We start from the raw sequence: 21,369 nt of genomic DNA on the forward strand, positions 1-21,369 counted from the left end.
CCGATCCGGGCCCCCCGCCCGCCGGGGTGCTGCCGCGGCGTCTTCCGGGCGGCGGCCCCCCGGGCCCGCGTATCCAGCGGGGGCACGGGGCGCCTTGCGGACCAGTCTCAGGGTGCGTGTCCAATGCCGTCACGCGGGTGGGGTTTTGACGACGCGTCCTTACCGCAGGGAGGTGTCGGAGGCGGCCGCGGATGCCATGCCCGCGGCGGCCGAGGAGGAGGCGGTGACCATCGCCGAGCCGGCGATGCCGGGTATCAGGCGGTCGGCCGGCGCGGTGATGGTGAGCGCCGGCGGGGTCGCCTGGAGCCCGCCGCCGGGGAACAGCGAGCCGTCCACCACGAACAGGTTCGGGTAGTTCTTCAGCTGTCCGCCGGAGTCCGTCGCGACGCCGAGCGGCACGCCGCCGAGCGAGTGCGAGGTCCAGCCGGGACTGGTGAAGCTGGTCGACGAGCCGGGGGCGACGGCGTTGAGCTGGCTCAGCACCCCGTTGATCGCCGTGGTGGACTGGGTCGTACCGGCGGTGGTGGTGGGCCAGTTGAGGTCAACCGCCGCGCGAAACGGCGGCGGCCCGTGCGAGCAGGTGCTCGTACGGGCCGCCCGCGCGCTCGGACCGGCGCGGCGTCAGATCTGCAGGGTTCGCAGGAAGCAGCCCTTCGCCGAGTCGGAGTACTGGCAGCCGGCGACGTACAGCGAGTGGCCGTCCGGCCCGGTGGCGAGGGCGTGGATGTACGTCTCGGGGACGGAGAGGCGCACGCTCTGGTCGAACCGGTTCTCGCCCGGCACGAGCGTGTACAGCGGGACGGGGATGGTGTAGGAGGGGCCGCCGAGCAGGTAGACGCGGCTGCCGTCGGTGTTCATCGCCGGGTGGTGGTACTCGAAGTAGCCGGAGCCGTACTTCATGAGGTAGCGCACCTTGTCCGTGCCCGTGTCGAGCCCGATGCCCACGGAGTAGGTGCGGACCGACCCGAGCGCGAGCAGGAAGGAGCCGTCGGGGGAGAGCGCCAGCTCGTCCTTGGCGCCGGGGTCGACGACCTTGGCGGTGCCGAGCCCGGTCCTGATGTCGAGGCGCAGCAGGTCGAGGTTCGTGCCCGCGTAGAGGGAGCTCCCGTCGGGCAGGACGGCGAGATCGTTGACCGTGTGGGCGGTGACCGCCGTCTGGTCGATGAACTCCTGGTCGCCGGTGGAGAATTCCAGGATCCGGCCAGGCTCCTCCTGCCCGGCGGGGCCCGAGGGCCCGGACTGGCCGACGTAGAGGGTCTCGCCGTCCGGGTCGGTGGCCAGACTGGTCGCCGCGCCCGGGGTCCAGCCCGCCGGGAGCTGCTGCGCCGGCGCGGCGACGCGGGCCTTGACCGTGTTGGTCGCGGTGTCGATGACGTAGACGGCGGAGCCGACTCCGACGTACAGCCGGTCGCCGTCCGGGCTGAGGGCCGGCCGCCCGTAGGGTGCCGGGTCGCCGAGCGGGAGGCGGGCCCTCACCGTGCCGGTCTGCGTGTCGACGGTGGACAGGTACACGCCCTGGCGCCCGCCGACCACGTCCGTCAGCACGAGGTAGACCGTGCGGCCGTCCGCACTGACCGCCTCGGTGACCTTCTCCCAGGTGAACTCCGCGAGCCGGACGGCCCCCGGAACGCCGGAGACGGGGCCGTCGGGAACGCCGGAGGGGGCCGCCCCCGAGGCCCCCGAGACACCCGCCCCACCGAGCAGCAGGGCCACCGCCGTCGCCGCCGAGACGGTCCAGCGGGATCCACGCCGTAACGCGCTTGCCGGGCTCCTCATCATGTCCTCCCCTGTGTCGTCCGGTGCGCCGCGCCGGGCACCGGGTGGATCGAAGCCTAGGGGATTCCATTGCCATTGGTTGGAACAACTATTAAGTGGTAGAGGAGAGTTGGAAGATCCAGCAGTGACTGGTGGGGCGTGCGGAGCCGGCCTGCCGGGATCGTCGTGCCCACCGGGAACTGCTCGACCGCCGTGCTTTCCACCGCGAGCCGGCGGGAAGTCAACTGGCACCCACCATAGGGTGAATCCCTCTCCGCCGAATGAGAGAATCACCCCGGCCCGCTAATTCTCTTCCGGAAGACCGGAGTTACGACCCACCAAAGGAATCACAGATGACCGACCTTCCGGCGCCCGCCCCCTTCACCACCGAGGACACCCTGTTCGGCGAGATCACCGTCCGCGTCGACGGCCAGGACCGGGTGACCGTCTCCGGGGAGCGGATCCCCACCGCCGTCCTGGAGCGGGACCCGGGCAGCGAGCCGGACCCGCAGATCGCCATCGGTACCCGCGACACCGCCCACCTGGATGCTGCTGGTCGAAGGGGTCGGCGCCCTCATCCCCTGAGCCGCCGACCCGGCCGCCCGCCGGCCCGCGGACGGCACGGCGCCGGGCCCGTACGGGATCTCCTCCCGTACGGGCCCGGCGTCGTTGTGCGTGTGCGGGCTTAGTCGGCGGCGCCCAGCATCCAGGTCGTCCCGCCCGCCAACTCCTCGGCGTGCAGGGTGGAGACGAGCGCCGCCTCGGTTCTCGACCGCAGGCACAGCTTGGCCCCGGGGTGGGGCGGGGGCCGTCACGCGGCGAGGTGCTCCAACGTGAACAGGGTCGCCCGGTAGGAGTACTGGTTCACGGCCGAACCTGCGGAGCCGGCCGGGTCGGCGACGGTGCCAAAGCTCCCGCTGTGCCCGATCCGGAGCAGCACCTCGCTGGAGCCGGGTGAGGGGTGGATCAGCGAGAAGATCTGGTTGCCGTAGATCCACCCCGAGCAGTCGAACACGTTGAAGGGGGCGCCGTCGCTGTTCCCCTCGTTCGGGTCGTTCGGGTTCCGTTTCCAGTGGCCCAGGCAGTCGTCCTCGTTCAGCCGGCTGCGGAAGATGAAGGACTGGTTGTCGGAGTTGTAGTGGCACAGCTTCCACTGCTGGTTGTAGCCACCGGTGTCGGGGTTCTGGATGACCTGCCCCCAGGAGCTGGCCATGTTCTTCTCCACGAGTTGTCCGAACGGCGTCTTGATCCGGTAGTAGCCGTCGTCGCAGACGTAGCCGTGCCACTCGCTCGACGCCAGCCCCTGGGTCGCGGCCGACGCGGGGCCGGCGAGCAGGGTGAGGCCGGCCAGCGAGGCGAGGGCGGCGGCGCCGAGGGCGCGCAGCGCCGTGCCCCGGCGGGTGGTGGCGTTGAGCAGCGGGTTTGTCACGGGTTCCTCCGTCGTCAGATCGGTGGGCACGGTCAGCAGTTGCTGATGAGAAGTTGGGCGGTCCGGCGCACGGTGGCGGCCGGTTCGGCGGGGGCGCAGCCGACCGAGCCGATCTCCGGGGACTCGTAGGTGGTGAACGTCCCGGGGGTGGGCTGGGTGGTGACCCAGATGCCGGTGGTGGGGCCGGTCTGGGCGCAGATGCGGTTGACGTACTGGCCGGTGACGACCCTGGTGCCGCGGTAGAGGCCGTAGCGCCCGGGGTCCTTGAGGTTCCAGACGTCGCTCACGGTCTGGCTGGTGGTGCTGGAGGTGGTCTTCTGGACCGAGAAGCCGACCTTGACCTCGACCTTGGCGAACAGCGCGCTCGCGGTGGCGGTGATCTCGGTCTTGTTGTCGACGGTGGTGGTCACCGAGCTGACCCTGGTCAGGGTGTCGGTGTGCTGTCCGGTGGTGCCCGGGGCGACGTTGTAGATGAGGAAGTCGGTGACGGTGGGGGTGATCTGCACGTTGAAGGGTTCCGTGGTGGCGCGGTCCACAGCGGGGTTGCAGAGGGTCGGGAGGGTGTCGGCGTGGGCGGCGGGGGCGGCGCCAAGGCTTAACAGGCCCACCGCGATGGCGGTGGTGGCCGAGGCCGCGAGGGTGCGCCGGCGCGGCTTGCGGGTGGTGGTCATCTGTGCTCCTCCAGCGGGCGCGGAAACAAGGACGAGGCGTGCGTGCGCGCGCCTCGTGCAGGGGTACGTGCGGACTGCTGGTGCGCATGCGTCCTTGTGGATGCTTCGGGCCTTGCGGCAGGACCCTTGTCCGGAGGCTCCTCGGAGATCGTGTGGTGTGGGTTCGCACTGGCCGGGGCCGGTAGGCGCCCGGACCGTGATACCTCCGTGGTCCGGTGATGAAGAGTCTTGTCGTGGCGCACCGGTCGCCAGTAGTGGCTGATGACATGAGTCGGGCGGGCCGTGTCATGGTTCGCCTATGACAACTGTCATCTTTTGGTTGGTTCGGTCGCAGACAGCGAGCCGAGGCTGACTCTAGGGTGGCCGGACATGATCACCTCACCTATGGGGTCCGGTACGGTCGATCCGGGGCGGCTGGGCCGTCTCACCCACTGGACGTTGCTCGCTCTGGGGCCCCTATGGCTGTTGCTGGCCGCGAACGACCTCGTCTTCAACCTCGGCCCCGGACACCAGGCACTGGTCGCTCCGGTGCTCGTCGCCGTCGCGGTCCAGCACACTCGGCTCATCCGCCGGGCGGTGCCGGGTGGCCTCGCCGGCCAGGGCCCCCGCCATGGCTCCGCCACCGCCGAGGGACGGTGGAGCCTCCTGCTGCTGGCCGCAGCGATCGCGACGTGGGGCGACATGGCGGTCCGTCCGTACACCGCACTCGACTGGGCCATGCTGCCGGGGGCCATGGCAGCGGCGATGGCCCTGACCCTGCCCGCCCGGGCGCGCCGCCGGCTGCTCACGACAGTCGCGCTGGGCTGTGCGGTGCTGGGTGAGGCAGTGGCGCAGTGGCGCCAGGACAACCCCTACCTGCCCGGGGTGCCGGCGGCGACCGGTGCGGGGATGGTGCTGTTCATCGCCGGGGTGGAGTTGATGGTGGCCCGGCTGTGGCGGGCGGTCCTGGAGGCCGAACACGTCCGCGAGACCACGGCCACCCTGGCCGTGGCGGAGGAGAGGCTGCGGTTCGCCGCAGATCTGCACGATCTCCAGGGCCACCGGCTCCAGGCCATCACACTCAAGGGCGAGTTGGCCGAGCGATTGATCGGCCGCAGTGACCACGAGGCGCGCGCGCACGTCCGGGAGATCACCGAACTGGCTCGCTCCGCACTCGAGGAGTCCCGGGCCGTGGTCCACGGCTACCGGCGCGCCAGCCTGAGTAGCGAACTGGCCAACGCCGCGGGAATCCTGGAAGCCGCCGGAATCCGCACCGCGATCGACGGAGACGCCGCACGCATCCCTCACCAGCTCCAGCCGGCCTTCGCCGCCTTGGTCCGCGAAGGCATCACCAACATCCTCCGCCACAGCCGTGCCCGCCACTGCCAGATCACCATCACCGCTGCCGCGGGTCAGGCCCGCGTCCTGCTGCGCAACGACGGTGCCCCGTCGCACCCTGCGGACCCCGGCAGCGGCCTGGCCGGACTGCAGGAACGCTTCCACGCCATCGGCGGTTACATTCGCATCGCCACCCACCCCGGCGGCCACTTCGAACTGGTCGGCCACACCCACCGGGAGACCCCGCGTGATTCGCATCCTGCTCGCCGATGACGAAGACCTCACCCGCGGCGCCCTCGCCGCACTCCTCGACCTCGAACCGGACCTGACCGTCACCGCCCAGGCTCCTGACGGCCTCACGGCAGTCCAGGCCGCCGCCCGTCACCCGATCGACATCGCCCTGTTGGACCTGGAGATGCCCCACCTCGACGGCATCTCCGCTGCCCAGGAGATCCGCCGCCACCGCCCCATCCCCACTGTCCTCGTCACGCGTCACGCCCGGCCCGGCGTCCTGCGTCGCGCTCTGGCCGCAGGCATCCAGGGCTTTGTCCCCAAAACCACTCCCGCCACCCAACTGGCCGACATCCTGCGCGACATCCACACCGGCGGCCGCTACATCGACCACCAGCTCGCCACCCACGCCCTCACCGAAACCCCCTGTCCTCTGACCCCCCGCGAACTCGATGTCCTGCGTGCCGTCCACCACGGCCACGCCGTCAGCGCCCTCGCCGAACAGCACCATCTCGCTCCCGGCACCGTCCGCAACTACCTCTCCGGTGCCATCACCAAACTCGCTGTCCGCACCCGCCACGAAGCGGCTCGCCGTGCCTGGGAAGAAGGGTGGATCTGATCCTGAACGAGGTGTACTCGCGTCCCGCCCCACTGGCGACGGGTTGGTGGCGTACGGGAGCTGGTGAATAGGGTGGGTACGGCCGATGACCGAGCGCACCACTGGAGACCTCATGAGTTCGACCGCTGTTCCCGACACCCTGCTCCCGGTCGGGGTCATCGGCCTCGGTGACATCGCCCAGAAGGCGTACCTGCCCGTCCTCGGAGCGATGCCGGGCCTCGACCTGCGGTTGATGACCCGGGACCGGGCCAAGCTCGATCGCCTCGGCGACGTCCACCGGATCGCGCCAGAGCACCGCTTCACCGATCTCGGGGAGTTGATCGGGAGCGGGATCCGGGCGGCGTTCGTGCACGCCGCGACCAGCCAGCACGTCCCGATCGTGGAGCAGCTGCTGACGGCCGGTGTCGACGTCTACGTGGACAAGCCGCTCGACTACACCGTGGACGGCGCCCGCCGGCTCGTCGACCTCGCCGACCGGACGGGCCGCTCGCTGATGGTCGGCTTCAACCGCCGGTACGCGCCCGGCTACGCCCAGGCCAAGGAGCGCCCCCGCGACCTGATCGTCCTGCAGAAGAACCGCGAGGGCCTCGCCGAGGCCGCCCGCTCCCTGGTGTTCGACGACTTCATCCACGTCGTCGACACCCTGCGCTTCCTGGCCCCCGGCGAGATCGAGCAGGTGGACGTCCGGGCCCGCGTCCGGGACGGGCTGGTCGAGCACGTCGTCCTGACCCTCGGCGGGGACGGCTTCACGGCGCTCGGCATCATGAACCGGCTCTCCGGCTCGACGGAGGAGATCCTGGAGGTCTCCGGCGCCGACTCCAAGCGGGCGGTGCACAACCTCGCCGAGGTGATCGACCACCGCGGCCAGCCCACCGTCCGCCGGCGCGGCGACTGGGTGTCCGTCGCCCGCCAGCGCGGCATCGAGCAGTGCGTCCAGTCCTTCCTGGATGCCGTCCGGGCTGGCAAGACCGTGGACGCGCACGACGCCCTGCGCACCCACGAGCTGTGCGAGCTGATCGTCGAGCGGATCGAGGCGGGCTGAGGGGGCGTCGAGGCGGCCTGAAGGAGCGGGGGTAGGGGCGAGGGCAGGAGCAGGGGCCGGGGCGGGCGTCGGAGCGGAACCAGAAGTTCACTGACGGGGTCTTGTCGCGTCATTTTCTACGCGCGTATCTTGGGGTCGCTGCGGGGGGCGGGTGACCGGCTTCCGCTTCATCTACGCGGGTAGCGCGTGCCATGGGCACGCCGCCTGACCATGCGTCACGGCCCGGCGGCCGCAGACCCGCCGGGTGGACGACGCCCTGTGCCCCGCTCCACCCTCGACCGCCGTGCCACGACCGTGCCGCACGACGGAGCTAGGAGTCATGCCCCGGTGACCACCGCCCCCGCTCCCCGCCCCCGCCGGGCCCTGCTGCGCGCCGCGATCCTCCCGGCCGGACTGGCCGCCTCGCTGGTGCTCGTCCCGCTGCCGGCCGCGAACGCCGCGCCCGCCGCCACGAACGCCGCGAACGCCGCGCCCACCGCCGCCGCCCCGGCCGGGCCGACCGAGGCCGGACCGCTGCGCATCCACGACATCCAGGGCACCACCCGGATCTCCCCGCAGGCCGGGAAGCCCGTCACCGGCGTGCCCGGCGTCGTCACCGGCGTGCGCGCCTACGGCAGCGCCAAGGGCTTCTGGATGCAGGACCCGAACCCCGACGCCGACCCGGCCACCAGCGAGGGCGTCTTCGTCTACACCGGCGGCAACCCGACCGTGAAGGCCGGCGACTCGGTCCTGGTCAGCGGCAAGGTCACCGAGTACTACCCGGCCTTCGCGGGCGGCTCGCAGTCCGTCACCGAGCTCACCGGCCCCGCCGTCACCGTGCTGTCCTCCGGCAACCCGCTGCCGGCCCCGGTGGTCGTGGACACCCGCAACATCCCCGGCACCTACGCCCCGCCGGCGCCCGCGGGCGGCAACATCGACGCGCTGCCGCTCAACCCGGAGAAGTACGCCCTGGACTTCTACGAGTCGCTGGAGGGCATGCTCGTCCAGGTCAAGGACGTCCGGGTGATACAGGCGACGGACAAGTACAACGAGCTGTGGGTCGCCGCCGACCGGCAGGACCAGCGCAGCAAGCGCGGCGGCGTGCTGTACGAGTCGTACGCGGAGCCCAACGTGGGCCGCCTGATGGTCCAGCAGCAGGCGGCGGTCACCCCGCAGCAGCCGTTCCCGGTGGCCAACGTGGGCGACGTGCTGACCGGCACCACCACCGGCCCGCTGGACTACAACCAGTTCGGCGGCTACACCCTCGTCGCCGGCACCCTGGGCACGCTCCAGGACAACCACCTCCAGCGCGAGGTCACCGCCAAGGCGGCCGACCGCGAACTCGCCATCGCCACCTACAACGTGGAGAACCTCGCCCCCGGCAACCCGGACGCCAAGTTCGCCGAGCTGGCCCAGGGCATCGTCACCAACCTGCGTTCGCCCGACATCGTCGCCCTGGAGGAGATCCAGGACAACAACGGCGCCAAGAACGACGGCACGGTCGACGCGAGCCAGACCGTCGCCAAGTTCATCGCCGCGATCAAGGCGGCCGGCGGCCCGGCGTACGACTGGCGCTCGATCGACCCGCAGGACGGCAAGGACGGCGGCGAGCCGGGCGGCAACATCCGGCAGGTGTTCCTGTTCAACCCGCAGCGGGTCTCCTTCACCGACATCCCCGGTGGCGCCGCCACCAGCGCCGTGGACGTCGCCGGCAGCGGCGCCACCACCGCGCTGACCGCCTCGCCCGGCCGGATCGCCCCGGCCGACGACGCGTGGACCAACAGCCGCAAGCCGCTGGTCGGGCAGTTCTCCTTCCGCGGCAAGAAGGTCTTCGTCATCGCCAACCACTTCAACAGCAAGGGCGGCGACCAGGGCATCGACAGCCGCTTCCAGGCCCCCACCCGCAGCTCCGAGGTGCAGCGGGTCAAGCAGGCCACCATCGAGCAGGCCTTCGTCGCCAAGCTGCTGGCCGCCGACAAGGAGGCGCGCGTCGTCTCGCTCGGCGACTTCAACGACTACCAGTTCTCGCCCGCGCTGGCCGCGCTCACCAAGGACGGCGTGCTGCGCGACCTGGTGAACGAACTGCCGGAGACCGAGCAGTACTCGTACGTCTACCAGGGCAACTCGCAGGTGCTGGACCACATCCTGGTCAGCCCCGAGGTCGGCTACGCCAAGTACGACGTGGTGCACATCAACGCCGAGTTCGCCCAGCAGGCCAGCGACCACGACCCGCAGGTGGTCCGCATCAAGCCCTGACCGTTCCGCATCAGGTCCTGACCGGTCCGCATCGGACCCTGACCTGCAGCTATGCTGCCTTCGCCGGAGGTGACCACCGTCGGCGAAGGCAGCTGCGGCAGTGGGGGTCGGAGAACATGCGGTACCGGATCGAGCGGATGGGAGCCGAGGACTGGCAGCGCCTGCGGAAGGTGCGGCTGGCCCAACTCCTCGACTTCCCGATGGCGTTCGGCGAGACCCACGAGGCCGCGCAGGCCCTGGGCGAGGCCGACTGGCGGGCCCGGGCGGCCCGGGTGAACGAGCCGGGCAGCGTCGGCCTGGCGGCCGTCGACCCGGACGGCGAATGGGTCGGCACGATGCTGTCCGTCCCCGACCGGGACCAGGCCGCGACCGCCGTCCTGATCGGCGTCTGGGTGGCCCCGGAACACCGCGGCCGCGAACGCGGCGTGACGGACGCCCTGTTGGACGCCGCCACCGACTGGGCCCGCACCGAGGGCGGCGCCAAGCGGATGCTGCTCGGCGTGCACGAGGCGAACGCCCGCGCCGCCGCCTTCTACCTGCGCCGGGGCTTCACCTACACCGGCGGAGAGACCCCGTACGGGCTCGACCCGCAGGCCCGCATCCTGGAGATGGCCCTCCCACTGGACTGAAACGCCCCGAGGTCGGCCGAACGTCCGTTCCCACGAAGCAGGTTGGGCGGAAAAGCGCGGGCCCCGAGCGCGCCCGCGCCCTAGGATCGACGGTCATGGTTGATCTCTATCCTCCGACGAGTCCCTACGGCCACGGTTTCCTCGACACCGGAGACGGCAACCGGGTCTACTACGAGCAGCTCGGCAACCCCGAGGGCAAGCCCGTCCTGTACGTCCACGGCGGCCCCGGGGCGGGGACGCCGGACCGGCCCACCCGGGCGTGGGACCCGGACTGCTACCGCGTGATCCGCTACGACCAGCGCAACTGCGGACGCAGCACCCCGCACGCCAGCGACCCGGCGGCGGACATGAGCCTGAACACCACGCAGCACCTGATCGACGACATGGAGCGGCTGCGCGAACACCTCGGCATCGAGCGGTGGTTGCTGAACGGCGCATCCTGGGGTTCGACCCTCCTGCTGGCCTACGCGCAGCAGCACCCCGAGCGGGTCAGCGAGATCATCATCCAGGCGGTGACGACGACCCGCCGGGCCGAGACCGACTGGCTCTACCGGGGTGCCGGGTCCTTCTACCCCGAGGCGTGGGACCGGTTCCGCGAGGGCGTGCCCGAGGACGAGCGGGACGGCGACCTGCTCGCCGCCTACGCGCGGCTGATGGAGAACCCCGACCGGGCGGTCCGGGAGAAGGCCGCCGCCGACTGGCTCGCCTGGGAGGACGCGGTCATCTCGAACGAGCCCAACGGCTCGCCCGGCATGTACAGCGCCCGGGAGGTCGACGCGCAGATCGCGTTCGTCCGGATCTGCGCCCACTTCTTCAGCAACGGCGCATGGCTGGAGGAGGACCAACTGCTGCGCAACGCCCACAAACTGGCCGGGATCCCGGCGGTGCTGGTGCACGGCCGGCACGACATGGGCGGCCCGGTGCAGACGGCGTGGGAGCTGGCGAAGGCGTGGCCGGGCGCGCGGCTGCACATCTCCGAGGACTCGGGGCACATCGGCAGCGAGGAGATGAAGGAGACCGTCCGGGAGGCCATCGAGGAGTTCAAGCACCGCTGATCCCCGGGGTGCCCGGCAGGGCGACGCCCGTCGGGGGCGTCGCCCTGCCCATCTGTAGGCGGGGTCTGGCGGTCGCACCTTCTGCGGTGCCGTGTTGCCGGGTGCGGCTAGTGTGCCGGTCATGTCCGATAATCTGCGGGGCATTCGCCCGCGTGCTGAATCCGCCGTGGCCGTTGGGCGGTTGGCCGATCCGGGGTTCCTGGTGAACGCGGACCCGGGATCGGTACTGGCGTTGCTGGACGCGGCGTCGGGCCCGGCGGCGCGGTTGGCCGCGTCGGTGTACCGGGCCTCGACAGACCTGCATCGTGACGTCACTGCGGGGGTGCGCCGACAGCTGCTGGCGCTGGACGCGGCCCGTTACGGGGACCGGGAGCTGTCGGCACGGATCACCGCAGTACCGGTGGAGGACGAACCCGCCGCACCGTGGGGCGTCGAGTGGGCCACCGGCGGCCAGCTCGACCGGTCCCGGCGTCGTATTCCGACCGTCCACACTACCGATGCGTTGCTGGCGGTCGCGACGGCCCTGGTCGACGGCCGCCCCGTGGCGGTCACCGGCAGTTCCTTGGCGGTCGCCGGGAGTTCCTCGGCGGTCACCGGCAGTTCCGAGCGGACCGTGCGGGTATGGGACCTGACCACCGGCCAGCAGATCGGCAAACCCCTCACCGCCCACACCGGCGAGGTGTGCGCGGTGGCGACGGCGGTGCTCGACGGCCGCCCCGTGGCGCTCACCGGCAGTGCTGACCGGACCGTGCGGGTGTGGGACCTGACCACGCGCGAGCAGATCGGCCAACCCCTCACCGGCCACACAGCCGGGGTGTTGGCTGTGGCGACGGCGGTGCTCGACGGCCGTCCCGTCGCGGTCACCGGCAGCGGCGACGTGCGGGTGTGGGACCTGGCCACGCGCGAGCAGATCGGCGAGCCGCTCACCGGCCACACCTCTGCTGTGTACTCGGTGGCGACGGCGGTGCTCGACGGCCGTCCCGTCGCGGTCACCGGCAGCCACGACGGGACCGCGCGAGTGTGGGACCTGACCACCCGCGAGCAGATCGGCGAGCCGCTCACCGGCCACGAGGAGGCGGTACGAGCGGTGGCGACGGGGGTGCTCGACGGCCGTCCCGTGGCGGTCACCGGTGGCCACGACGAGACCGTGCGGGTGTGGGACCTGGCCACCGGCCGGCAGCTCGGCCGACCTCTCACCGGTCACGACGGATGGGTGTTGTCGGTGGTCACGACCACGATCGAAGGCCGTCCCTGCATCGTCAGCGGAGGCGAGGACTGGACGCTCCAGGTGTGGGATCCGGCCACGGGCAAGCCGCTCGGCGAGCCGGTGCGCGGCCATACCGACAAGGTACGGGCGATGGCGACGGCGGTGCTGGACGGCCGTCCCCACGTGATCGCCGGCAGTCAGGACGGGATGGTGCGGGTGTGGGACCTGGCCTCGGGCGGCCAGGTGGGTGAGCCGCTCACCGGCCACACCGGCGAGGTGGGCACGGTGGCGACGGCGGTGGTCGAGGGCCGCCCCGTCGCGGTCACCGGCAGTTCTGACCAGACCGTGCGGGTCTGGGATCTGACCGCTGGTCGCCATATCGGCCGTCACCTCACCGACCGGGACGGCTGGGTGTGGGCGGTGGCGACGGCGGTGGTCGACGGCCGCCCCGTCGCGGTCACCGGCAGCCACGATGAAACCCTGCGGGTATGGGACCTGACCACGCGCGAGCAGATCAGCGAGCCGCCCACCGGCCACGAGGAGGGGGTGAACGCGGTGGCGACGGGGGTGGTCGACGGCCGCCCTGTAGCGATCACCGGCGGCTTCGATGACGTACGGGTCTGGGACCTGCCTTCGGGTCAGCAGGTCGGTGAGCCCCTGACGGGCCACACCGGCGAGGTGAACGCGGTGGCGACGGCGGTGGTCGAGGGCCGCCCCCTGGCGATCACCGGCGGCGACGACGGCACGGTACTGGTCTGGGACCTGACCACGCGCGAGCAGATCGGCGAGCCCCTGACCGGCCACACCGACTGCGTGCTGGCGGTGGCGACGGCGGTGGTCGAGGGCCGCCCCGTGGCGGTCACCGGCGGCGACGACTGTACGGTGCGGGTCTGGGACCTGACCACCGTCCAGCGGATCGGCCAACCCTTCACCGGCCACACCGGTGAGGTGAACGCGGTGGCGACGGCGGTGGTCGAGGGCCGCCCCGTGGCGGTCACCGGCGGCGACGACTGTACGGTGCGGGTCTGGGACCTGACCACCGGCGACCAGGTCGGGCCGGAGCTGGTGTTCCCACTGCGGGTCTGGGCGGTGGCCGTGGTACCGGATGGCCGGTTGGTGGTGGGCTTCGGCTGGGAGGTCGCGGTGTTGGCCCGCCGCTGACCGGGCCCCGCACAAGCGGCTCGCAGTACGAGCCACTTGGGAGACGGTCCCCCGAGGGGCGTGGGGGCAGTGGCGGGAGATGCCGTGTGAGTTCGGTGCCTGGTCGACCGTGCACAACCGCTTCCGGCAGCCAGCTCGGCGAAGTCCGTCTCGTCGCCGACCGCCGGTGCCGACCGCTGGCGTTCGTCCCCGTGCTGACGGTCCTACAGCCAGCGGTCGTACCAGGTGCGGATGCGCCGGAGGGCGTCGAGTTGATGGGCGCGCTCGTGAAGCCCGTGGCCCTCTCGGGGGTAGACGACGAACTCGTGCTCGACGCCGAAGTGGCGCAGTGCGCGATGGAAGTGGACGGCCTGGCCGAGTGGGACGTTGGTGTCCTGCTCGCCGTGCAGGATCAGGACCGGGGTGCGGATCCGGGACGCGTAGGAGATCGGGCTGTTCCGGTCGTGGAGGTGCGGTCCGGGCCCGATCCAGCCGGTGCTGCCGCCGAGCGCCGCGTCCATGACTCCCCACTCGCCGGTTCCGGCCTGCATGCCCCAGTCGGCGATGCCGGCGCCCACCATGGCGGCCTTGAAGCGCTCGGTCCGGCCGATGGCCCAGGCCGCCATGAAACCGCCGTGGCTCCAGCCGGAGATGCCCAGGCGTTCGGGATCGGCGACTCCCTCGGCGACCAGCAGGTCGATCCCGGCGAGGATGTCGGTCCACTCGTCGCCGCCCACCGCGCCCGCCACCACGGCGGCGAATTCCTGGCCGTGGCCCGACCCGCCCCGGGGATTGGGCAGGAAGACCGCGTATCCGGCGGTCGCCAGCCACTGGCCGCAGTCGACCGCGGTGAGCGCGAACTCGTCGGCATGGCGGAAGTAAGGGCCGCCGTGGACCATGGTGACGAGCGGGAACGGACCCTGGTCCCGAGTCCGGCCGGCGGGCAGGATCAGCAGGCCGTCCAACTGGAGTCCGTCGGGCGCCTGGTAGCTGAGCCGTTCCTGGACACCCCAGCGGATCCCGCGCAGTTCGGGACTGGTGTCGCTGAGCCGGAGCAGTGGCCCGCCCATGGGTCCCGCGTGGACGTTCCTGGGCTCGCGCGCGGTGCTCATCAGCACGGCGAGGGTCTGTCCGGAGTGGCTCGCAGTGAGCCCGGCGAGCGTGCCGGGCGTGCCGAACGTGCCTGGCGTGCCGGGCGCGCAGGACAGTCGGCGGAACCGCAGCGACTGCGGATCGAGCCGGTACAGCGCGGTGTCCAGCCCGTCGGCGAACAGCGCCAGCGGCGGCCCGTCGGCGACCTGCACCAGCTCGGTGGGGCAGACGGACATGCCGGCCGTGAGATTGCGCTGTTCGACGGTCGGGCCGGTCGCCGGCGGCACGGTGTCGATCACGGCGAGCGCGCCGACCAAGTGCCCGGGCGTCACCGCCAGGTGGGCCAGATGCCATTCACCGTCGTGATGCCACCAGACCGGGGACTGTGCCTCGAATCCGACCGGGCCCAGGTCCTGGACGGCTCCCGTCTCCGGGGCGACCAGGTGCAGTCCTGCCGTCGTGACGCCGGGGTCGAGCTCGGGGGTGGCCCAGCTCAGCACGGCCAGCGGGCCGCCGTCCGGACGCTGGGCCACCTCCACGACATGGCGGTCTCCGAGGCCGTCCACGGTGCGGACCACGCCGGTCGCCAGGTCGAGCAGGCGCAGCCGGGTGGCGGGGAGGTGCCAGCCCCAGACCTTCGCGTCGTCACCCTCGGCCTCCCGGTGTTCGTCCTCCGGAGTGGGCTCGTCCTCGGCGAGCAGCGCGACGGTGCGGCCGTCGGCGAGCGGGTAGTGGTCGCCGATGCCCCCGCGCCACCTGGTCAGGGGCTCCGCCTCGGCGCTGTCCTCGCTGCCGTCCAGAAGGATCCGCTGGAGTTGAGCGGTGCCCCGCTCCTCGCGGTCGGAGGTGAAGAACAGGAAAGCCGAGTCCGGCGCCCACTTCGGGGCGGCGGCGCGGGCCGTGCCGTCGGTCAGCCTGCGCGGGGCCGCGCTGCCATCGGCGGCGGCGACCCAGACCGAGTTGTGCGGCCGTCCGTCCCTGCCACTGTTCGCGACCACGCCGTAGGCGACCAGGCGGCCGTCGGACGAGATGGCCGGGGCCACGGGGGAGGCCATGTCCACCACCAGTTCCGCGGTGAGCAGGTCGGTCGATTCGGGAGTCGGTCGCGGTGCAGGCTGCGGCATGCGGACTGCCTTTCACTCGCCAGTACGACGGACGGACATCCTGTCGCACGGACGGGCCGGTGTCAGTCGGGTTTCGGAGAATCAGGCCAGGCAAGGCAGGGCAGGGCAACTGTCGCCGAATCAGTGAGAGATCTGACGGCCCGAGACCCTCCGCCTGTATCCCCTGGCCTGGTTTCTCACCCGCACGGTCACCCAGGACACCCACCTGGGCGGGCAGCCACTCCCCACCGGCACCAACCTCGCCTACAGCCCGTACCTCATCCACCGCCGGCCCGATCTCTACGCCGATCCCGAGATCTTCGACCCCGACCGCTGGGACCCCGACCGCTGGGACCTCAAGTGCCCCCAACCGCCCCGCAACGCCTTCACCCCCTTCGCCACCGGCGCCCGCAAGTGCATCGGCGACGCCTTCGCGATGACCGAGGCCACCCTCGCCCTGGCCACCATCACGGCCCGCTGGACCCTGAGACACCCGCCCGCCCGGCAACAGGTCCGCCCCGACCCAGTCCTCGCACTCATGCGGCAACGACACCACCGGCGCGAGCGCGGCATGCCGCAGATTCCCGAAAGAGGACGCTGCCCCGGCAAGGTTCACCCAGCCGAGTGATCCACAATTGGCCCCCAGCCTGCCGACTAAGCCGCACGCAGCGCCGGCGCTGGCCCCGTGCTCAGCCCAGTGTGGCGCGGATCAATGCCCGACTGACCTCGGCGGTGAATTCCGTGTCCGCCGAACGATTGGCCGTCTTCAATGCCTGGTAGACCTCGGCAAGCTCGCTGATGCCATGCTGATCCCCAAGGTCGAGACGCAGCTGACCAACATGGAATCGGACCTCCAGAAACAAGCGATCACCAGCTAGTCGGCATGTCTGTAGGTCCTCTAAAAGGGCCACGAGGTGCTTCAGCGCCTCTTCATGATGTCCCAGGTGAGCCAGGCAGCATCCGTGTCTGAAACGGCAGCGCGCGGCCTCCTCCGCGCGCTCGGGCCCCAGAGCTGCTAACTCGTCTGCGAGGCCGGCGAACCGGGGCAGCGCGTCAACGATCAGGCCCTCGTCGAAGAGCGCCTGGGCCTGCGTGGTCCTCACGTGGATTGGCAGAAGCCCAACCATCGAGGGGATCGTGTCGGCCATCAACGAGACTCGGGCGGAAGGGGCTGGCACTGTGGCGCCGGGCGTACCCGACGTCCCGAGCATTTGCCGGAATTCCTGGGCGGACGCTGGACGGCTGCTCGCCTGCTTTGCCAGCCCGGCCATGATGGCCTGCTCCAGCATCGGGTCGACGTCGGGACGGAGCAGGCTCACCGGGTTAGGTGGCTGGTGCCGGTGCTTAAACATGACCCTGGCAGCGTCATCACCGGTAAATGGAGGTGTACCCGTGAGGAGTTCGTAGAGCACGCAGGCCAGGGAGTACAAGTCGCTTCGTGGATTGACTTCGCGTCCCTCACACTGTTCAGGCGGCATGTAGGCGACCGTCCCGAGCACCCTATTCCCCATGGTGAGCCGTGCTTGGTTTGTACCGAACATCCTGGCCACGCCGAAATCGAGTACCATGACCCGCTGGCGGCTGGTCAGCATAATATTGGCGGGCTTGAGGTCCCGATGGATGATGGGGAATGCATGAGTGCACTCAAGGACATCGCAGATCTGGACCGCGATTTCCACAACTTCCTGTTCAGGCAGGTAGTTTCTCTCCCGGATGACCTCGGCGAGATCCTGGCCGAGGACGTAATCCATCACGAGATACGGCTCGTCGACACTGGGGCCCACCCGTGCATTGAGGAATGCCGGGATACCGGGATGTTTCAACTGCGCAAGCAAACCAGCCTCGCGCGTGAAGCGCTGGACCATTTCCTCTGGATGGCGTGGGTCCAGCAACTCTCGGTGGACCAGCTTGACCGCGACGGATTGCTGCGACTGGTGATCATGCCCTAGCCAGACTTCTCCCATAGCTCCGCACCCAAGCCGCTGCCTCAGTTCATAGCGCCCGCCGAGAAGTCGTCCGTCACTCCACACCAGGACCGTCGCCTGTGTCTGTCTCGGCCAAGAGCTGGTCCGCGAGATCGACGAGTGTGCCCTCTCCCGGCAGATACCAACTCCTCACGCCCTGTACTGCGACAGGCTGATTGACCCATTGAGCCTCCTCCCAGATCCGAAGCACCAATGCACTTGGAGAGTAACGCTGCCCGTCCACGGCCCAGATCAGGGGCCTGCGGTCATCGTTGACCCAGGAGGCGAGATAACGCTCGGGGGCCTCACTCATCCACCCGCGAAGCGCCTCTAGCTCTGCTTCGCCATTCGGCCGGTAGACCAGCTGTGTTCCGTCCTTGATACGACCGAATTCCACCAGCAGGGGAACGGTGTTCGGTCGCCGCCTGCGGTTAAGTCGTCGCGGAATTGGGGGCTGCGGGTCAACGCCCTGCTCCAGGGAATGAAGTACACCCGTAACCAGGTGTTGGCAGCTCTGCTCGTTGCGGAAGGTCCTATTGAGGAAGGCATATCGGCCATAACTTGCATCCAGTTGACGAAGCAAAGCGGTAAACGTGGCGCCGGTCATCTCTACCGTACGTTCGAGCCGAGCCTCCCAGTCGTCACCAGCATCGTCAATGCCGTCTACGCCGATCAGCTGGAATGCAATGTGAATAATCAGCAAGTCGGCCTGGTCGGCAACTACACGGTTGCGGCCCTCCAAGCTCTCGGCCAAGGCTGCAAGTGCGTCACGGACTCTGCGCATGAGCTTGACGGACCGCCAGATTTGTAGTGCGCTGGGGCGGTTGCCGAAGAGCTGGGTATAGAGCCCGCCGGATTCCCGCCGCCACAGGAAGTCACTGTCCTGCCGCACGCGAGCGACCACCGAAGCGTCAGGGTAAGAGCAGGCAAGGGCAAGCGCTGCCTCGACCACGCTGCACCCGGCGGCCGGTGCTGGGTCTGGCTCACCCCGCTTGAGGACGTATGACTTTCCCAGCGATAGGAAAAAATCATCGCGAATGAGCTCCTGCTGAGGATCGAGCGCAGCGAAGTCCCGCGCCTCCACACTGTTCTGCGTATTGGTCGCTCGGGTAATCCGTTGCGCCAGATCAGCCGGCGCTCCGTCCAGGCAGATCACTCGCAGAGAGATGAGTGCCTCGGCGACGGCATCCGGATCCCGCTTGTAGACATGGTAAAGAGAGGCAACTGTCTGGGCGCCGTTGACAACCCGAGCATTGACCAACTCCAGCCGGACGGGCTGGCTTGGCGCACGGCGGGTTACAAGCCACTTGGCGCGGACCGAGTCGCACAGCACAGTGATTCCATTGTTGAAATACCAGAAGTCATGGGGACTGTCAATCAGGCTGTCGATCATGGCAACGTTGACATTGGTTAGGCCCAGCGGGAAGCGCACGTTCTGGTCGAAGAGCCGTTCACCGTACTGCCCGTACCACTCGGCTGGCTCACCAGCGGCCACCGTGCCGACGTACGTCTGATACGGGGTTGAACTCATATGCCAGCCGTCGGACAACGTGGCAGTTACCGAGACCGGGGTGGGGCGGGATGCCTGCCGGGCCGCCGAGTGGAAGTCGGCGACGCTCAGAACTCGGAAGTCGAGCATTTGCCCAAAGCGGTTATAGTCTGCCGCCGTCTCGCTCAGAATGTCCTGGCCATCGCGGGAAAGACCTTCATCACCCATGGCGGCGAGGACGATGTGAATCCGGCCAGCCTCCTCGTTGATGACCCCATTGACCTGGTCGACTAGCCTGTGGAACCGTGCGTTGAACCGGTCGAACTGCCGGTTGACAAGCCGTTCAAGACCCTGGATTAGTTTCTGGACAGCTGTGCTGTCCAACCGGGCTGTCGCCCGGTTGCTCCACTTCGACTGAACTAGCCAGAGCTCAGCGGTCGCAGGTGAGACCAGCACAGCGTCGATGCCATGTTCGTCAGCTCCATCGGTGACAGACGCCGCCGCCTCCGCCGCCGTGCAATCTGCAACTAGCATCCCGGCCTTTGCAGCTAGCGCCCGAGACAGGAAGATCTGCTCGCGCTGGTCCGGGTCGAGAGTCTGGAGGTCGCTGAGGTCCAGAAGGCTGGCGAATTCCTGGGTCAGGGCATGGCGCACCTGACGGACCTCCAGGGGCACGTCTTGTAGCGCCTCGTTCTGATCTTCCATCGTGACCTCCCTCCTCCGGACCGATCCGGTGCGGCGCGTCGTTGCGTGCCACACCGTCGGCAGACTATGGCTGCTGCTTCACGTATTCCACGATCAGTGGGCTCGCCACCAGGCAGCCAGGATCACCGGCGGTCTCCGGCAGTACAGCACTGACCCTGGCGAGACCGGACACGACAGCGGAGGTGCTGACCTCGGTACTCTCGGCGTCCAGCGCCGCCAGGAGGTCCCGGACGCCAAGACGGTGAAGGGGGGCCGCCGGCTCGGGAGAGTTTTCCTCATCCGCTGTGCTCTCCAGAGCAGGTACATCTTGGTTGTAAGCCAGCGCGTTGACGACATGACCTGCATTGGTGACGAAGATGGTTCCGGAGCTGTTGCCTCCGTCTTCGAGGCCGGCCAGTGTCGGGCCATCCACCTGGACCGGCTTGCTGCCGCGCAGGTGCCGTGCTGATCCGTGCAACAGTAGTCGGCGGGTGCTGACAGCTTCATGGGAACGCTCCGAGTCCACGAACAGCACCAAATCCCGATACCTGCCCCGAAGGGTGAACCAGTTCAGCCGCGCCTCGAACATGACCCAGCGGCCCGGCTCAAGGTTGGGGTCCGTGTGCAGGAGCGCGTGGCGGGCCATCTTCTTCTCTACCTGCTTCAGATGGCGCCGCAGGTCCTGCATGTTGTTCGGCGCAGGCGTCTCCACGTCAAGTCCGGCGAATGGCACGCTCGCGCGCAGTTTGACGACAGGGCGAACTCGGCGAGGTTCCGGCAGGAACTCGTTGAGCTTGCCCTCGGACAAGTAGATGACCTCACGCACTGGTGCCCCCCGGCTCCGTTGTTCCTCGGCGATGCATCCGCCTGCGCTCATCCTGCCATCTTCTACTAACGGCGATGCCGTCCCACGCGATGGAGGAGACCAATCCACAGCCGTCGGCCAGCCGCACCGCACTGGCGGTCCCTGCGCGTCCAGGGCAGCCCTGTCGTCGCCGCGGTCTGGTCCGGAAGCCGCAGGGGTCTTAGTGTCCGGCCCTAGGGCCCGTCTTCAAAGCTGATCAAGTGATGAGGGATCATGGCGGCCATGGTGCGTCGTCATGAGCTTTCGGATGCCGAGTGGGCTGTGCTGTCACGGTTCCTGCCGAGTTCGGGGACTGCGGGGCGGCCCCGTTCGGACGACCGGGTGGTGCTGAACGGGATCGTGTGGAAGCTGCGGACCGGCACGTCCTGGCGGGACGTGCCGGAGCGCTACGGCTCCTGGCAGACCCTCTACACACGTTTCCGCAGGTGGGCGCTGGACGGCACGTTCTCGCGGATGCTGCAGGCGATACAGGCCGAGAAGGACGCGGCCGGGGACATCGACTGGCTGGTCTCCGTCGACTCCACGATCGTGCGGGCCCACCAGCACGCCACCGGCGGTAAAAAGGGGCACGCGACCGGGACGAAACGGGTGATCACGCCCTCGGCCGCTCCCGTGGAGGACTGGGCACCAAGCTCCACCTGGCCTGCGACGGACGCGGCCGCCCGCTCGGCTTCGTCCTGACCGGCGGCAACGCCAACGACTGCACCCGCCTGGAACCGGTCCTGGAGTCGATCCGAGTACCCAGGGTCGGGGGGGGGGGGGGGGGGTCCCCCGCCCCCCCCCTGCCGGCCGCTACAGTGTTGACAAGCCCCCGAAATAGCGCGCAACACCGCGCCGCCGGC

The 21,369-nt window shown here is 69.7% G+C and carries 17 protein-coding genes and 1 pseudogene; 10 read left to right on the top strand and 8 right to left on the bottom strand.

Translation table 11 applies throughout. The features are described from left to right. Positions 1-159 precede the first annotated feature (159 nt). Positions 160-483 carry a GMC oxidoreductase gene (locus tag ACFV61_RS25210; RefSeq protein ID WP_380494009.1) on the bottom strand — a complete coding sequence of 108 codons (324 nt, stop codon included), beginning with the start codon at positions 481-483 and terminating at the stop codon, positions 160-162. A gap of 138 nt (positions 484-621) precedes the next feature. Further along, positions 622-1,776: a hypothetical protein gene (locus ACFV61_RS25215; RefSeq protein ID WP_380494010.1), complete on the bottom strand. Its 1,155-nt coding sequence runs from the start codon at positions 1,774-1,776 to the stop codon at positions 622-624. Between the two features lie 332 nt (positions 1,777-2,108). On the opposite strand from ACFV61_RS25215, the gene ACFV61_RS25220 reads away from it, so the two are divergent. After that, on the top strand, positions 2,109-2,444 hold the full coding sequence (locus ACFV61_RS25220; protein ID WP_380494012.1) for a hypothetical protein: 336 nt from the start codon (positions 2,109-2,111) through the stop codon (positions 2,442-2,444). 122 nt (positions 2,445-2,566) lie between these two features. Here the strand turns inward: ACFV61_RS25220 and ACFV61_RS25225 are convergent, their stop codons facing one another. Then, positions 2,567-3,184: an RICIN domain-containing protein gene (locus ACFV61_RS25225; protein ID WP_380494014.1), complete on the bottom strand. Its 618-nt coding sequence runs from the start codon at positions 3,182-3,184 to the stop codon at positions 2,567-2,569. Positions 3,185-3,216: 32 nt separating this feature from the next. Then, positions 3,217-3,855 (bottom strand): hypothetical protein, encoded by a 639-nt coding sequence (locus ACFV61_RS25230; protein WP_380494015.1) that lies wholly within the window; start codon positions 3,853-3,855, stop codon positions 3,217-3,219. A gap of 369 nt (positions 3,856-4,224) precedes the next feature. On the opposite strand from ACFV61_RS25230, the gene ACFV61_RS25235 reads away from it, so the two are divergent. The 7 genes from ACFV61_RS25235 to ACFV61_RS25265 all read left to right on the top strand — a co-directional run bounded on the left by ACFV61_RS25235 (position 4,225) and on the right by ACFV61_RS25265 (position 13,351). Continuing rightward, positions 4,225-5,445 (top strand): sensor histidine kinase, encoded by a 1,221-nt coding sequence (locus ACFV61_RS25235; protein ID WP_380494017.1) that lies wholly within the window; start codon positions 4,225-4,227, stop codon positions 5,443-5,445. Beyond that, positions 5,420-6,022 (top strand): response regulator, encoded by a 603-nt coding sequence (locus ACFV61_RS25240; RefSeq protein WP_380344036.1) that lies wholly within the window; start codon positions 5,420-5,422, stop codon positions 6,020-6,022. The genes ACFV61_RS25235 and ACFV61_RS25240 overlap by 26 nt, the downstream gene beginning before the upstream one ends. Before the next feature lie 112 nt (positions 6,023-6,134). Beyond that, complete coding sequence (locus ACFV61_RS25245; RefSeq protein WP_380494019.1) at positions 6,135-7,064, top strand: Gfo/Idh/MocA family protein; 930 nt, start codon at positions 6,135-6,137, stop codon at positions 7,062-7,064. A 420-nt stretch (positions 7,065-7,484) separates the two neighbouring features. Beyond that, positions 7,485-9,299 carry an endonuclease/exonuclease/phosphatase family protein gene (locus ACFV61_RS25250; RefSeq protein ID WP_380494030.1) on the top strand — a complete coding sequence of 605 codons (1,815 nt, stop codon included), beginning with the start codon at positions 7,485-7,487 and terminating at the stop codon, positions 9,297-9,299. Between the two features lie 116 nt (positions 9,300-9,415). After that, positions 9,416-9,928 carry a GNAT family N-acetyltransferase gene (locus ACFV61_RS25255; protein ID WP_380494021.1) on the top strand — a complete coding sequence of 171 codons (513 nt, stop codon included), beginning with the start codon at positions 9,416-9,418 and terminating at the stop codon, positions 9,926-9,928. A gap of 95 nt (positions 9,929-10,023) precedes the next feature. Further along, on the top strand, positions 10,024-10,983 hold the full coding sequence (gene pip / locus ACFV61_RS25260) for a prolyl aminopeptidase (protein ID WP_380371977.1): 960 nt from the start codon (positions 10,024-10,026) through the stop codon (positions 10,981-10,983). A gap of 121 nt (positions 10,984-11,104) precedes the next feature. Further along, positions 11,105-13,351: a WD40 repeat domain-containing protein gene (locus ACFV61_RS25265; protein ID WP_380494032.1), complete on the top strand. Its 2,247-nt coding sequence runs from the start codon at positions 11,105-11,107 to the stop codon at positions 13,349-13,351. 203 nt (positions 13,352-13,554) lie between these two features. Here ACFV61_RS25265 and ACFV61_RS25270 read toward each other — a convergent pair whose 3' ends face one another. Next, on the bottom strand, positions 13,555-15,546 hold the full coding sequence (locus ACFV61_RS25270) for a S9 family peptidase (protein ID WP_380494023.1): 1,992 nt from the start codon (positions 15,544-15,546) through the stop codon (positions 13,555-13,557). A 163-nt stretch (positions 15,547-15,709) separates the two neighbouring features. Between ACFV61_RS25270 and ACFV61_RS25275 the strand changes: the two genes are divergently transcribed. Beyond that, a complete protein-coding gene (locus ACFV61_RS25275) occupies positions 15,710-16,153 on the top strand; it encodes a cytochrome P450 (protein WP_380494034.1) in 444 nt (147 codons plus the stop codon). Positions 16,154-16,214: 61 nt separating this feature from the next. Here ACFV61_RS25275 and ACFV61_RS25280 read toward each other — a convergent pair whose 3' ends face one another. From ACFV61_RS25280 to ACFV61_RS25290, 3 genes are all read right to left on the bottom strand, one after another. Next, the gene (locus ACFV61_RS25280) at positions 16,215-17,555 is read right to left on the bottom strand and encodes a serine/threonine-protein kinase (protein ID WP_380494025.1); all 1,341 of its coding nucleotides are present in this window, start codon (positions 17,553-17,555) and stop codon (positions 16,215-16,217) included. Next, positions 17,545-19,683 (bottom strand): AIPR family protein, encoded by a 2,139-nt coding sequence (locus ACFV61_RS25285; protein ID WP_380494026.1) that lies wholly within the window; start codon positions 19,681-19,683, stop codon positions 17,545-17,547. The genes ACFV61_RS25280 and ACFV61_RS25285 overlap by 11 nt, the downstream gene beginning before the upstream one ends. A gap of 64 nt (positions 19,684-19,747) precedes the next feature. Then, positions 19,748-20,488: an SAVMC3_10250 family protein gene (locus ACFV61_RS25290; RefSeq protein WP_380494028.1), complete on the bottom strand. Its 741-nt coding sequence runs from the start codon at positions 20,486-20,488 to the stop codon at positions 19,748-19,750. 252 nt (positions 20,489-20,740) lie between these two features. Here ACFV61_RS25290 and ACFV61_RS25295 point away from each other — a divergent pair. Beyond that, positions 20,741-21,285: pseudogene (locus ACFV61_RS25295) on the top strand (IS5 family transposase); the annotation flags it as partial. Positions 21,286-21,369 lie beyond the last annotated feature (84 nt).

The sequence above is a fragment of the Kitasatospora sp. NPDC059817 genome, from assembly GCF_042731835.1.
Taxonomy (GTDB): domain Bacteria; phylum Actinomycetota; class Actinomycetes; order Streptomycetales; family Streptomycetaceae; genus Kitasatospora.